The following is a 12,834-nucleotide window of genomic DNA, read 5'->3' on the forward strand; positions in this document are numbered from 1 at the left end:
TGGCAAACATGATTAAAGATTTATACAATGGTTATGTTATAGATTCAGACCTTGATCGGAACTTTATATATTAATTATAATCCATAATACAGGTGAGACAAGTGAGTCACAATACCAAAGGACAGAAAATGAGGCTGGCTAAAGCTCACAGGCAGAACCACAGGGTGCCTGTCTGGGCAATTGTCAAGACCAACAGGAAGGTCGTCGGCCACCCCAAGAGAAGACACTGGAGAAGAAGCAGTCTTAAAGTGAAATGAGTAGGTGAAGATTATGGCAGATGACGCAGTAACAGAACAGATATACACAATTCCTCTTCGCTCTGTAAAAGAGGCTCCAAGATGGAAGAGGTCTACCAGAGCTGTTAAAGTTGTAAGGGACTACCTTACAAGACACATGAAGGTCGACCCGGAGATGATCAAAATGGACAAGACCCTGAACGAAAAACTCTGGGAACGTGGTTCTGAGAAGCCACCATTGTCCATTCGTGTAAGGGCTGCAAAGTTCGAGGACGGAGAAGTCCAGGCCGAACTTGCATAAGCTTAGCAAACCTATCATCTACGACAAGATCATACGCGGTAGATAATGATACATACACTGAACATCAACGAAAGCCCCATTATCGGGGCTTTTGCAACATGTACGGAAAAATTCGCTCTGGTTCCACTGGGTACAAAACCGGATGTCTGTAAATCGCTTGAGGAAAGACTTGACGTACCGGTCATCCTGACGCTTGTCAGTGGCAGCACCGTTGTAGGCTCTCTTTGCAGAGGTAACTCCAATGGCCTGCTTGTTTCCAGGAATTCAAGTGTGAGAGGTATGGATGAACTTGACATCCCGGTACATGAACTGCCGGGAAAGCTGAATGCGGTAGGTAACGTGGTCCTTGCCAATGATTCGGCAGCTCTGGTACATCCCGAACTTAGTGATTCTTCTGTAGAAAAGATTGCAAAGGCTCTGAACGTAGATGTAAAAAGGGGCACCATCGGTGGTATCAGGACTGTAGGTATGGCAGGGGTCGCAACTAACAGGGGACTTCTTGTACATCCCAGGGCAAGCAACGATGAATTAGCAAATCTGGAAGAGTTATTTGACCTGCCAGTAGATGTCGGTACCAGTAACTTTGGTACCCAAATGGTGGGTTCCGGTGTACTTGCCAATTCAAAGGGTTATGTTGCAGGCTCCCAGACTACAGGGCATGAACTTGGAAGGATCGAGGATGCGCTGGGTTTCTAAGTTATGTTTATTCTAAACAGTTTTACAGGTGATTTCATATGAAGACATTCCAGGTTAAAGGTACTTTCAAAGCAGGAATTGCGTGGGAAAAATTCACGAAGGAAGTTGAAAGTCAGAATGAGAAAAACGCTCTTGATAAGGTTTACTCTTTGTTCGGAAGCAAGCACGGTATAAAAAGGAACTATGTCCGTATCGAAAGTATAACAGAGGCATAATCCATGGCAGGTATGAATGAACAGGATCCCCGGGCACTTGCAATGCAGTACCAGGAGCTCAAAAAACGTGCAGAGGCGATTCAACAGCAGTTGACCATGGTTAAATTCTCTGTAGATGATTGTACTAAGGTCCTGAAAACAATCGAAGAGCTTGTAAATGTTGAAGAGGGCACGGAGATGATGTTCCCGATAGGTTCCGGTTCATTTGTATATGCCAATATCACCTCCGCTGATAAGGTTGTAGTGGATATCGGCTCAGGTGTTTCCGTTGAGCGTCCTCTCGATGATGCAAAACAGATAATGGAAAAGCGTAAAGCAGAACTCGAGAAGGCATACGAGAACATGAATGCCTCTCTGGCCCAGCTATCCCAGCAGATGCAGGCGATTGAATCTTTTATTTCCAGACAGCAGCAACAGGCGCAGGGGCAACAGGGACAGACTCAACAGTAATCCCTTCTATTTTTTTTATTCATTGCAGGTTTGATCAAGTGTTCAATAAACTCAAATCAAAACTCAGTGGCTTTACAGAAAAGCTCGGAAGCAAGATAGATGAGAAGGCTGTAGAGGTAGAATCCGAAAAGCCGGAAACTGAGGTAGCTGATGAAAGTACGGAATCCGGCTTACAGGAAACTGTATCACAGGCTCCGATAGAGTCTGAAGTAGCTGAAACAGATTCTGATGACCTTCAACAGACTCAGGTGGAAACTCCGGTAACTACTGTATCTGAAGAGGAAGAAGCAGAAGAGCCAACTGAATCAAAAGGCGAAAAAAAATCTTTCTGGAAAAGAGGATTTAAAAAGGCTGAGGAGCCGGAGATACCGGAAGAAAAAGAAGAAATTGAAGCTGAAACAGAGGCCGAAGCTGAGAAGCCTAAAAAGACGGGTTTTGCCCAGAAAGCCAAGGCTCTTATGTTCGAGCGTGAGTTCATCCTCGAAGAAGATGACCTCGAAGAACCTCTCTGGGAGCTTGAAATGGCACTTCTTGAAAGCGATATTGCTCTGTCGGTCTCCGAAGCCATTGTTGAATCTGTCAAGGAACAGCTTGTGGGCACAAGGCGTCGCATAGGCAAGAACACAGGTGATATCGTTGAAGGTGCGCTCAAAAAGGCTATTTTTGATGTGATGAGCGCAAACGTATTCGATCTCGATGAATACATAAAAGATGCTGAAAAGCCTGTACATATCGTTTTTGTAGGGATAAACGGTACCGGTAAAACAACCTCAATTGCAAAACTTGCAAAGCGTCTGAAAGATCAGGGCTATTCTGTGGTTGTTGCGGCAGGTGATACTTTCAGGGCAGGGGCAATAGACCAGCTTGCAATACATGCGGAAAAGGTCGGCGTGAAAATAATAAAACACCAGGAGCAGGGTGACCCGGCTGCTGTTGTCTATGATGCCGTACAGCATGCAAAGGCAAACAATGTGGACGTTGTGCTCTCGGATACAGCCGGGCGTATGCACACCAATGTTAATCTCATGGAACAGTTAAAGAAGGTCTGCCGTGTAAGCACACCTGACCTTATGATATTTGTTGATGAGGCCGTGGCAGGTAACGATGCCGTGGAACGTGCTGCCCAGTTCAATGATGCGGTTCCGGTTGATGGTTCGATCCTGACCAAGACGGATGCCGACGCCAAGGGCGGAGCAGCGATCTCAATAGCCTACATTACAGGAAAACCCATCCTCTTTCTGGGAATGGGTCAGGGATATGATGATCTCCAAAAGTTCGATCCGCAATGGTTTGTGGACCAGCTCTTTGCAGAATGATCCCACTCCCTTTTTCATTCTTTTTTTGATTAAGTCCTGCAACCCTGTTTTAGTTCGGATGCAAGTTTTTCTATCCTTTCATTGACATCATTACCTGAGGCAATGATATTCACAAACGCAGAACCGACGATAACTGCATCTGCCCCGGCTTTGATAACTTCAGCAGCCTGCTTCTTGTTGGAAATGCCAAAACCCACTGCTTTTGGGACCTCGGTATGGATACGCCCGAGTATCTCCTTTGTGGATTCTGCCACATCCACTCTTTCACCTGTTACTCCAAGACGTGATACGATGTAAACAAAGCCGGAAGTCCTCTCAAGCGTATTCTTCATCCTTGATTTGGTTGTCACCGGTGTGATGAGGAATATCAGATCAACACCATGCTTCTTACAGGCCTCATGCAGCTCATCGGCTTCCTCTGCCGGAAGGTCAGGTACGATTATTCCTGTTATTCCTGAATTTGCGCAATCTCTGGCAAATTTCTCAGTTCCTCTCTTGTAGATCAGGTTATAGTACGTCATACAGACCAGAGGGACATTCACATCCATCGATGCTGCCATTTCAAAATACAGGTCCGGGTTCATGCCGGCTTCCAGTGCGCGGGTGGATGCAGCCTGGATAGTCGGGCCGTCTGCAACCGGGTCAGAGAATGGAAGCCCCAATTCCACGATATCAGCACCACCTTTTACAAGGGAATGCACAATTTCCCTGGTAGCTTCGGCAGAAGGATCACCCGCACAGACATAGGCGATAAGGGCTTTCTCTCCCTTTTGTTTAAGTTCGTTAAATCTATCTTCTATTTTCACTTGCAGGCCTCCTTTTCCTCTTTTTCTTTACCTTCTTCCATTATCCTGAACACCGATTCAAGGTCCTTGTCTCCTCGTCCTGACAGATTGATGACAACAAGGTCTCCCAGTTCGCCTGTCTTTGCCATCTTCATCACATATGCCACGGCATGGGATGACTCCAGTGCGGGGATTATACCTTCCAGTCTGCTCAGCTCGTAAAATGCTTCCAATGCCTCATCGTCACTCACATTACATGGTGTGATTCTGCCAATATCCGCAAGGTGGGCAAGTTCCGGCCCCACTCCGGAGTAGTCGAGCCCAGCGGAAACTGAACTTGATTCAAGGATCTGTCCGTACTTGTCCTGAAGTATCAGTGTGTGTGCTCCCTGGAGTATTCCTTCTTCTCCGACACAAAGCGACGATGAATGCAAAGCTTCTTTCTCAGTGATCTTCATTTCTTTTCCTCCTGCTTCCACCGGGAAAAGTTTGACTTCAGTGTCTTCAACAAACGGATGGAATATGCCCATTGCATTACTTCCGCCTCCGGCGCAGGCAACTATGGAGTCAGGATAACGACCTTCCTTTTCCATTATCTGCTCTTTTACTTCCTTACCTATGACACTCTGGAAATCTCTGACGATCATAGGATAGGGATGTGATCCGACAACTGAGCCAATGAGATAATGTGTGTTTTCCACATTGGTGACCCAGTCTCGAAAAGCTTCGTTGATGGCATCTTTGAGCGTTCTGGAACCGGATTCCACAGAGTTTACTTTGGTGCCCATAAGTTCCATTCTATAGACATTCATATGTTGCCGCACAATGTCTTTAGCACCCATATAAACTTCACATTCAAATCCCATATTAGCCGCTGCCATGGCAGTTGCAGTACCGTGCTGTCCGGCTCCGGTCTCGGCAATGAGACGTTTTTTTCCCATGTATTTAGCCAGAAGAGCCTGTCCAAGGGTGTTATTCAGTTTATGGGCACCACCGTGAACAAGATCCTCTCTTTTAAGATAAATCTTGATTCCATACTTTTTGCTGAGATTTTTTGCAAAATACAGGGGAGTCTCCCTTCCAGCAAAATCTTTCATGTAATAATCAAGTTCTGCAAGGAACTTGGGATCATCCTTGTATTTTTCATACGCTTCTTCAAGCTCTGTAAGTGCTGGCATCAGTACTTCGGGAACAAATTGTCCTCCGAATTTACCATACATTGATTTTTTCATCATCTTCCTCCATCTCGTAATTAATCAAGTGCATTAACAAGTTCCCGGGTTTTGGCATATATTTCGCCGCTTTTTATTATCGAAGTCCCCACAAGTACCGCGTCGGCCCCGGCATCAATTACTTTTCTAATATCGTCAGCATTATGCATTCCACTTTCACTGATTATGATATGATGTGAACCATTGATCCTGTCAAATTCTTTTATGACCGGGATCAGTTTGAGGGTGGTATCGAGGTCAATTTCAAGCGTGCTAAGATTGCGATTATTGATACCAATGATCCTTGCCTTTGTTTTAAGTGCTTTTTCAAGTTCATTTTCATTATGGACTTCAACGAGTGGCTCAAAGCCTTTTTCAATGGCAATGTCAACCATTTCTTCAAGGTGATCTTCAAGAATACCTGCTATTAGTAATATAAGATCACTTCTGACTTCCTCAAACTGGAGCTTATTGATTATAAAGTCCTTGCGAAGTACGGGAAGCATTACTTTTTTCCTGACAGCTTCCAGGTTACCGATGGACCCATGGAAAAATTGAGGCTCTGTAAGTGCGGATATTGCCACTGCGCCTGCCCTCTCCATTTCACTGGCAATAAAAGCTGCATCCTCCGGATTGATGTCTCTTAATTTCTTTCCAGGCGATGCCGGTTTTACCTCAGCTATGACAGCAACTTTGTTCTGGGATTTTTTTTCGTTGATTTTACTGACTATATCTCGCTTATCCGTATCTATGTATTCGTTTTTTTTAGCTTCTTCTTCTTCCTTTATTTGCGATATCCTCTGTTCAGTAGACTGGATGATATTGTTTATTACGGAATGCATTGAATAACCACTTTTGACCTATAATGTACAACTTCGTACATAGGACGCAAGGTATTTAAGAATAGCGGTTTTGCTTTATTATTTAGTTACTTAAAGATAAACTGGTTCTGTTTAGTGATTCCCACTTTTATCCTTCGAAAAGAACTCCATGTTGGAATCTACCAGTTCAGCATATTGGATGTCCTCTATTTGCTCCTGTATTCCTAGCTTTTCCTGGACTGTTACTGGCGGGAAATATGCAAGGTATGCAAGTACGGTACCGATAAGAACAAAGACCCTGGCAAATATTTGCATCACATCCAGTATAGCTATCATGTCCGTGAGCATGAAATCGAATACAAAGGAAATCGCTACCAAGGGTAGAGCTGTTCTGTAGCGTATTCTTTTTGGCATTCTCTGAAGCAGTATCAACAAAAGCAGACCAAGTATCATAGATGTGGGAATCACAAAAAGTCCCATCATGTACAGATTTATGGCAGCATCACTGTTGATCATAAAAATGGATCCCCATTCGGTGACAATTGGTCCTACTATGCCACTATTATATAAGAAGGCAAGATAGGCTGCTCCTATTAGTGTGAATACGAATGCAATATACTCTCCGATTCTCTCACTACCGGTTATTACATAGATTATAAAAAAAACAAGTGGGACCGATACAAATGCAAAAGGGACCGCTGCTATGAAATAAAAAATAGCATCAAGTTCCTGGTTATTCAGGTATGCACAAAACATCCTTGCGGCTGTAGGCAAGTATGTCAGCCCCACTATCGACCAGAAGACAATCAGTGAAAAAAGTGCAGGTTTGCTACTTTCATTATACTGGTCCTTGTTTCTGGACAGTACCCATGCGAATGCAAGGGATGAGAGCATGATTGCAAAAGATATTGTGCCGCTTAGCAGTAGTCCTGAATTCATATCTGTCTACTATTTTATTATATTTATTTTATTTATATATTATCATTGTGTGTAAATGTTACTAGTTTGTTGTTTGAGATTTCCAACCAAATGCTTATATATTAATTAAATATATAATAGTAATATATCCAAAAATATACGGATATAAGAGGAGGATCGTACATGAAAGCAAACAAAACATTTAATTTAAAAAAAGATAACCGGGCCCAGGTGGGAATTGGTACTCTTATCATATTCATCGCCATGGTGCTCGTAGCAGCAGTAGCGGCTGCTGTTCTTATCCAGACATCCGGTGTACTGCAGCAAAAGGCTCAGTCAACCGGAAAACAGGCAACACAGGAAGTATCATCCAACCTGATGGTCAAGAATATCGAAGGTATACGTGCCAAGACTAACAGCACAAATATGTCTGATACAATTGACCTTCTCAGACTCAAGGTAGGTCTGAATGTCGGAAGTGCTCCTGTGGACGTCAACCAGGTAGTTATCTCTATAACTGACGGTACAACTGCAAACACACTGGTATATGCAGGAAACGAGAAATCATATGCAAGTGCTGGAAGCTCTAATGGTGCCATGGGTAACTTTACTGATACTGCATCAACCAATCTGAAAACTCTTCTCACAAATGAAACGACAATTGATAGTACCCTGACAAATTCTCAAAAGTACTACACAGTTGAAAAGATACGTGATGAAGACGCATCATTCTCTCAGGCCAATCCTGTGATGAATACTGGTGATCTGATCACAGTCTATATTGCTACAACTTCTGATGAAGCGGTCAAAGGAAACTATAGTCAAGTGGGAACAGCTGATGGTCTTGCTGCGTCAGGTCTCAAGTCTTCAAACCTTACTCTTGTTCCAAGGACAACCGTGAACATCGTCCTTACACCAGAATCCGGTGCTGCAACGACTGCTGACTTTGTTGCTCCTTCATCATACGGTGTAAAGGAGACTGTACAGCTGTATCCATAAACAGAGTGTGATTAATTTCACACTTTTAATGAGGTGATTATAATGAAAGCAAATCATAAAATATTCAATATGGATAACAGAGCTCAGGTAGGTATAGGTACTCTTATCATCTTCATTGCCATGGTACTTGTTGCCGCAGTGGCTGCAGCGGTTCTGATTCAAACATCTGGAACTCTTCAGCAAAAGGCTCAGTCAACCGGAAAGGAAGCAACTCAGGAAGTATCTTCCAACCTGATGGTAAAGAACATTGAAGGTGTCAGGGCTAAAAACAATTCAACCAGCATGGCAAACAATATTTCCCTGCTCAGGATGAAGGTCGGTCTGAACGTAGGCAGTTCTCCTGTAGATCTTAATCAGGTTGTAATTTCCATTACTGATGGTACAACTACAAACAATCTGATATATGCAAACAACGAACAGACATATGATGCGAAGATGGCAAACTTCTCTAGCACTGTAACTGCGTCAACAAACCTGAATGCACTGTTGAATAAGACCCAGACCCCTCCTGGTGATAATGCAAAATTCTTCTTCACGGTTGAAAAGATACGTGATGAAGACGGTTCATTTACTCAGGAGAAACCTGTGATGAATACCGGGGATCTGGTTACACTGTATATTTCGACAGTATCATCAGGCGACACAGGTTATTCAAAGATTGGTTCCATGAGTGTCAGTGGATTACTGGATAGTGGTCTTGTAATAAGTCCAAGGACATCTGTCAGTATAGTGCTAACACCAGAATCTGGTGCAGCAACTACTGCAGACTTTGTAACACCGTCTTCCTACGGTACCAAAGAAACAGTACAACTCTATCCATAAGGTGAGTAATCACCTTATTTTTTTGTTTTTATTCATTCAACAGTTCACTATAATCTGTTTTTGCAGATTACAAAATAAACGATTTTCTTACATTTATGAAATTTATTTATGGTTTCTAATTCAAACAAAAATAGGAAACTAATTCTATGAAATTTATGTCTGCTGACTTAATACTTGAAATCAGACTTATGTTTAGCCTATATGTGTAAAATTTGAGTTTTAAGTATTGGTTGGATCTATTAGCTATTATATTACAGTCCAAATTGTGTACTAATCAGGTGTTCGTATTCAATTTAAAAGTAAAATAAAATGATGATGCCAGCAATAATATTTTTTATATAGTTGAAATGGTACTTACGGCATCCTTTCGATAATTTCGCCCATTCTCTTATTCTTTTTGTAGAATGCAGTGCTGTCTTTGAGGAAATTTGATGCAGTAATTCCTTTGTCAGTAATGACATAGCCGCCTCTTTTTACCTTTTCAGCAAGTCCCTCAAGCTGAAATACTGTTTTCATTTTACTGCCGATGCTTCCTTTGTCTGCAAACTGATCAGTATACTTTCTGATTTCAGCGAACTCGGTAATTTTGCCTTCATTCTTCCCGAGTACTCGCAGAATTATCCTGTACTGGATGTCGCCCGGACCCTGATGTATTCCAAGGGACTGATAGAATACCGCAACTTCCTGTTCCAGCTTGACATCTATATCTTCAGACATCGATATCCTCTCCGTCTTCACCATTCATATCATCGATGTCTTTCGGACTCTCATAAAGCTCATATGAGTACCTTTTTATTCCGAGTTTTTCCTGGAGTGTCATTGGTGGGAAGTAGGCCAGGAAGGCCTGTACTGTTCCAATCAGCACGAATATTCTGGCAGCAAGCTGCATTGCATCTATCAGTGTGATCATGTCCGTCAGCATAAAATCAAAAACAAAAGAAATTGCTACGAGTGGTAACGCTGTTCTGTAACGCAGGCGTTTTGGCATACGCTGAAGGAAGATCAGGAATAGAAGTCCAAGTATCATTGCGGTGGGGATGACAAAAAGTCCCATGAGATATATGCTTATTGCAATATCGCTATTGATCATGAACAGAGATGAAAAATCAGAAACTTCAGGTCCTATAACTCCTCTGGTATATAAAAAGGTCAAATATGAAACTCCGAAGAATACAAAAAGCAGTGAAGTATATGCGCTGATCCTTTTATCTCCAACGATTACATACATTATGAAAAAGACAAGAGGTACACTGACAAATGAGAACGGTATGGCCGCCAGATTATACATCATGAAATCCAGTGTCGGATTTCCCATGTATGCAGCAATCATCCTTACTGTTGTGGGCAGGTATGTCAGACCCACAAGTGACCACAAAACAACCAGTGACCATAATGCAGGCTTGCTCTTTTCAGAATGCTCTTCTTCACTGCGTGCAAGTACCCATGCAAAGGCAAATGATGATATAGTTATTGCAAAACAAATTGTCGCATTCAATAAAAGGCCTGCACTCATCTCATCCCTCTTATTTTTATTTATACATTGTTAATATATAATATTTGCTAGGCTTTTATTCTTTGTGTTTGTTGTTTGAGATTTCCAACCAAATCGTATATATATTATTGTAGAATATATAAATACATCCATATATTTGGAATAGGAGATCGTACATGAAAGCAAACAAAACATTTAATTTAAAAAAAGATAACCGGGCCCAGGTGGGAATTGGTACTCTTATCATATTCATCGCCATGGTGCTCGTAGCAGCAGTAGCGGCTGCTGTTCTTATCCAGACATCCGGTGTACTGCAGCAAAAGGCTCAGTCAACCGGAAAACAGGCAACACAGGAAGTATCATCCAACCTGATGGTCAAGAATATCGAAGGTATACGTGCCAAGACAAACAGCACGAATATGTCTGATACAATTGACCTTCTCAGACTCAAGGTAGGTCTGAATGTCGGAAGTGCTCCTGTGGACGTCAACCAGGTAGTTATCTCTATAACTGACGGTACAACTGCAAACACACTGGTATATGCAGGAAACGAGAAATCATATGCAAGTGCTGGAAGCTCTAATGGAAAAATGAATCCTTTTGGTGGTGTAGCAGCAACTAACCTGGAAACACTTTTGACAGGTGAGACTTTGATAGATAGTACAAACCTGACAAATTCTCAGAAGTATTACACAGTTGAAAAGATACGTGATGAAGATGCATCATTCTCCCAGGCCAATCCTGTAATGAACACTGGTGATCTGATCACGGTCTATATCGCCACTACATCTGATGCAGCAGTTTCTGGAAACTATAGTACAGTAGGAACTGCTGACGGTCTGTCCGGACTTAAGTCCTCAGAGCTTAATCTTGTTCCAAGGACTACCGTGAATATCGTTCTTACACCGGAATCTGGTGCTGCAACAACTGCTGACTTTGTTGCTCCGTCTTCATACGGTGTAAAGGAAACAGTGCAACTGTATCCATAAGCAAATCATTGATGTGCGTACTGCACATCATTTGATTTCTTGAGGAGGATCTATGATATCTGTTCATAAATTGCTTAGTAAGGATAACAGTGCTCAGATCGGTATTGGTACTCTGATTATATTCATTGCCATGGTACTCATTGCGGCAGTGGCTGCTTCGGTCCTGATACAGACATCAGGTATGCTTCAACAACAGGCACAGTCCACTGGTAAACAGGCTACTCAGGAAGTATCGTCGAATCTCATTGTCAAAAGTATAGAGGGGATCCGTGCAAACGATAATTCAAGCAGTATCGCAGGTAACGTTTCTTTGCTGAAGATCAGGGTGGGACTTAATGTCGGTAGTTCTCCTGTTGATCTTAACCAGCTTATACTTACCATCTCTGACGGGACCAACACCAACGATCTGATATATGCTAACAATGACAAGACCTATGGTTCTGTTATGGCTGATTTCTCTGTTGATGCCAATGCAAGTACCAATCTGGAAAAACTGCTGACTGCATCAGGAACTCCGGGTGATAATGCAAAATACTTCTTTACCGTGCAGAAAATACGTGACGAAGATAAATCATTTTCACAGGAAAACCCGATCATGAATAAGGGTGATCTGGTGACGATTTATGTATCTGCGGTTTCTGACGGGGATCTGTCTTATTCCACTATAGACAGTATATCAGTAAGTGGATCACAAAAAGATTCAAATCTGGACATAGGGCCGCGTACCACAGTAAGTATGGTGCTCACTCCTGAAGCAGGAGCAACCACAGTCGCTGAATTCCTGACTCCGTCATCTTACGGAACAAAGGAAACCATACAGCTATATCCATAAATGCAGTTTAATGGAGATATCAGTATGCTGGTAAAACGAGTGATCATGTTCGTTATGTGCTTGAGTCTATGCCTGATGCTCACTGCATCAGGTGAATCTTCATTTACAAATGATATAAGAATATCCGGGCAAACGATTGATTTTGCCATACATGAGTACTACTCCGGTAATGATTCCCGAGAATTCAAGGAATCCCTTGATATCAATGAAGACGGATTTGTAAACTCATCGGAAACTGAATTCTTCTTTAGTTCATTCCAGGGTAAAAAACTGGATCAATACAGAGGATATGTCATAGCAGACGACGGAAATACGGACTTGTCTATGGACTCATTCGATATAGAGCTGAATGGCGAAGTCGGTGAAGTGGATACGTCTGATATGAGCGTAACAGTTTCTATTAACTATAGAACAAATTCTTCATTTTCCAGAGGTAACCACAATATATGGATACTGGGTCATCCTTCTATAAACCATATGAGTATCACTCTCCCGGAGGATGCACAACTGCATTCTTATGATGGGCTTGATAACTCTTCGGTATCGGTAGAGAATGACAGAATTATACTGGAAGGTGTGAGTGGTATTCGTTCATTTAATGTGGATGACCGACTCACATATGAGTATGCAGTTTCAATGGATATCAGGAATGGGTTTTTCCTTGCAGATATGTCTGTATTTAGTTTTCTGTATTCCTGATTCTGACTTTTATTAATTTTTATATTTTTATTTTATATGTATGAATATAATT

General features: G+C 42.2%; 17 protein-coding genes. 11 read left to right on the forward strand and 6 right to left on the reverse strand.

What is annotated here, in order from left to right; genetic code table 11:
* The first annotated feature begins 101 nt into the window (after positions 1-101).
* The 6 genes from HWN40_RS05005 to ftsY are packed head-to-tail and all read left to right on the forward strand — an operon-like array spanning position 102 to position 3,214.
* Positions 102-257, forward strand: coding sequence for a 50S ribosomal protein L39e (locus HWN40_RS05005; protein ID WP_176964708.1), 156 nt, complete (start codon positions 102-104; stop codon positions 255-257).
* A gap of 13 nt (positions 258-270) precedes the next feature.
* Positions 271-537 (forward strand): 50S ribosomal protein L31e, encoded by a 267-nt coding sequence (locus tag HWN40_RS05010; protein WP_176964709.1) that lies wholly within the window; start codon positions 271-273, stop codon positions 535-537.
* A gap of 45 nt (positions 538-582) precedes the next feature.
* Positions 583-1,233, forward strand: coding sequence for a translation initiation factor IF-6 (locus tag HWN40_RS05015; protein WP_176964710.1), 651 nt, complete (start codon positions 583-585; stop codon positions 1,231-1,233).
* Positions 1,234-1,271: 38 nt separating this feature from the next.
* Positions 1,272-1,448 (forward strand): 50S ribosomal protein L18Ae, encoded by a 177-nt coding sequence (gene rpl18a / locus HWN40_RS05020; protein ID WP_176964711.1) that lies wholly within the window; start codon positions 1,272-1,274, stop codon positions 1,446-1,448.
* 3 nt (positions 1,449-1,451) lie between these two features.
* Positions 1,452-1,898, forward strand: coding sequence for a prefoldin subunit alpha (gene pfdA, locus HWN40_RS05025; protein ID WP_176964712.1), 447 nt, complete (start codon positions 1,452-1,454; stop codon positions 1,896-1,898).
* 38 nt (positions 1,899-1,936) lie between these two features.
* Positions 1,937-3,214: a signal recognition particle-docking protein FtsY gene (gene ftsY, locus HWN40_RS05030; RefSeq protein ID WP_176964713.1), complete on the forward strand. Its 1,278-nt coding sequence runs from the start codon at positions 1,937-1,939 to the stop codon at positions 3,212-3,214.
* A gap of 29 nt (positions 3,215-3,243) precedes the next feature.
* Here the strand turns inward: ftsY and trpA are convergent, their stop codons facing one another.
* The 4 genes from trpA to HWN40_RS05050 all read right to left on the reverse strand — a co-directional run bounded on the left by trpA (position 3,244) and on the right by HWN40_RS05050 (position 6,970).
* On the reverse strand, positions 3,244-4,020 hold the full coding sequence (gene trpA / locus HWN40_RS05035) for a tryptophan synthase subunit alpha (protein WP_176964714.1): 777 nt from the start codon (positions 4,018-4,020) through the stop codon (positions 3,244-3,246).
* Positions 4,017-5,231 (reverse strand): tryptophan synthase subunit beta, encoded by a 1,215-nt coding sequence (gene trpB / locus HWN40_RS05040; protein ID WP_176966290.1) that lies wholly within the window; start codon positions 5,229-5,231, stop codon positions 4,017-4,019. Before trpB ends, trpA begins: the two co-directional genes overlap by 4 nt.
* Positions 5,232-5,251: 20 nt before the next feature.
* Positions 5,252-6,052: an indole-3-glycerol-phosphate synthase gene (locus tag HWN40_RS05045; RefSeq protein WP_176964715.1), complete on the reverse strand. Its 801-nt coding sequence runs from the start codon at positions 6,050-6,052 to the stop codon at positions 5,252-5,254.
* A gap of 111 nt (positions 6,053-6,163) precedes the next feature.
* Positions 6,164-6,970: a hypothetical protein gene (locus HWN40_RS05050; protein WP_176964716.1), complete on the reverse strand. Its 807-nt coding sequence runs from the start codon at positions 6,968-6,970 to the stop codon at positions 6,164-6,166.
* Between the two features lie 162 nt (positions 6,971-7,132).
* Between HWN40_RS05050 and HWN40_RS05055 the strand changes: the two genes are divergently transcribed.
* Complete coding sequence (locus HWN40_RS05055) at positions 7,133-7,948, forward strand: archaellin/type IV pilin N-terminal domain-containing protein (RefSeq protein WP_176964717.1); 816 nt, start codon at positions 7,133-7,135, stop codon at positions 7,946-7,948.
* Between the two features lie 42 nt (positions 7,949-7,990).
* Entirely contained in the window at positions 7,991-8,770 is a 780-nt protein-coding gene (locus tag HWN40_RS05060) for an archaellin/type IV pilin N-terminal domain-containing protein (RefSeq protein WP_176964718.1), read from the forward strand.
* Positions 8,771-9,124: 354 nt separating this feature from the next.
* Here the strand turns inward: HWN40_RS05060 and HWN40_RS05065 are convergent, their stop codons facing one another.
* Both HWN40_RS05065 and HWN40_RS05070 read right to left on the reverse strand, forming a co-directional pair.
* On the reverse strand, positions 9,125-9,487 hold the full coding sequence (locus HWN40_RS05065; protein ID WP_176964719.1) for a hypothetical protein: 363 nt from the start codon (positions 9,485-9,487) through the stop codon (positions 9,125-9,127).
* A complete protein-coding gene (locus HWN40_RS05070) occupies positions 9,480-10,283 on the reverse strand; it encodes a hypothetical protein (RefSeq protein ID WP_176964720.1) in 804 nt (267 codons plus the stop codon). The genes HWN40_RS05065 and HWN40_RS05070 overlap by 8 nt, the downstream gene beginning before the upstream one ends.
* 155 nt (positions 10,284-10,438) lie before the next feature.
* Between HWN40_RS05070 and HWN40_RS05075 the strand changes: the two genes are divergently transcribed.
* Genes HWN40_RS05075 through HWN40_RS05085 form a run of 3 tightly spaced genes read left to right on the forward strand, consistent with a single transcriptional unit; the run spans position 10,439 to position 12,782 of the window.
* The gene (locus HWN40_RS05075; protein WP_176964721.1) at positions 10,439-11,251 is read left to right on the forward strand and encodes an archaellin/type IV pilin N-terminal domain-containing protein; all 813 of its coding nucleotides are present in this window, start codon (positions 10,439-10,441) and stop codon (positions 11,249-11,251) included.
* A 52-nt stretch (positions 11,252-11,303) separates the two neighbouring features.
* Positions 11,304-12,083 carry an archaellin/type IV pilin N-terminal domain-containing protein gene (locus tag HWN40_RS05080; protein WP_176964722.1) on the forward strand — a complete coding sequence of 260 codons (780 nt, stop codon included), beginning with the start codon at positions 11,304-11,306 and terminating at the stop codon, positions 12,081-12,083.
* Positions 12,084-12,107: 24 nt separating this feature from the next.
* Positions 12,108-12,782, forward strand: a complete 675-nt coding sequence (locus HWN40_RS05085) for a hypothetical protein (RefSeq protein ID WP_176964723.1) — start codon at positions 12,108-12,110, stop codon at positions 12,780-12,782.
* Positions 12,783-12,834 lie beyond the last annotated feature (52 nt).

The sequence above is a fragment of the Methanolobus zinderi genome (genome assembly GCF_013388255.1).
In the GTDB taxonomy this organism is placed as follows: Archaea; Halobacteriota; Methanosarcinia; order Methanosarcinales; family Methanosarcinaceae; genus Methanolobus; species Methanolobus zinderi.

Coding starts and splice junctions, on each gene's coding strand:
- HWN40_RS05065 (WP_176964719.1), bottom strand. CDS start 9,487: ATGTCTGAAGATATAGATGTCAAGCTGGAACAGGAAGTTGCGGTATTC.
- HWN40_RS05050 (WP_176964716.1), bottom strand. CDS start 6,970: ATGAATTCAGGACTACTGCTAAGCGGCACAATATCTTTTGCAATCATG.
- HWN40_RS05080 (WP_176964722.1), top strand. CDS start 11,304: ATGATATCTGTTCATAAATTGCTTAGTAAGGATAACAGTGCTCAGATC.
- rpl18a (WP_176964711.1), top strand. CDS start 1,272: ATGAAGACATTCCAGGTTAAAGGTACTTTCAAAGCAGGAATTGCGTGG.
- trpB (WP_176966290.1), bottom strand. CDS start 5,231: ATGAAAAAATCAATGTATGGTAAATTCGGAGGACAATTTGTTCCCGAA.
- HWN40_RS05075 (WP_176964721.1), top strand. CDS start 10,439: ATGAAAGCAAACAAAACATTTAATTTAAAAAAAGATAACCGGGCCCAG.
- HWN40_RS05070 (WP_176964720.1), bottom strand. CDS start 10,283: ATGAGTGCAGGCCTTTTATTGAATGCGACAATTTGTTTTGCAATAACT.
- HWN40_RS05010 (WP_176964709.1), top strand. CDS start 271: ATGGCAGATGACGCAGTAACAGAACAGATATACACAATTCCTCTTCGC.
- HWN40_RS05045 (WP_176964715.1), bottom strand. CDS start 6,052: ATGCATTCCGTAATAAACAATATCATCCAGTCTACTGAACAGAGGATA.
- pfdA (WP_176964712.1), top strand. CDS start 1,452: ATGGCAGGTATGAATGAACAGGATCCCCGGGCACTTGCAATGCAGTAC.
- HWN40_RS05015 (WP_176964710.1), top strand. CDS start 583: ATGATACATACACTGAACATCAACGAAAGCCCCATTATCGGGGCTTTT.
- HWN40_RS05085 (WP_176964723.1), top strand. CDS start 12,108: ATGCTGGTAAAACGAGTGATCATGTTCGTTATGTGCTTGAGTCTATGC.
- HWN40_RS05060 (WP_176964718.1), top strand. CDS start 7,991: ATGAAAGCAAATCATAAAATATTCAATATGGATAACAGAGCTCAGGTA.
- HWN40_RS05055 (WP_176964717.1), top strand. CDS start 7,133: ATGAAAGCAAACAAAACATTTAATTTAAAAAAAGATAACCGGGCCCAG.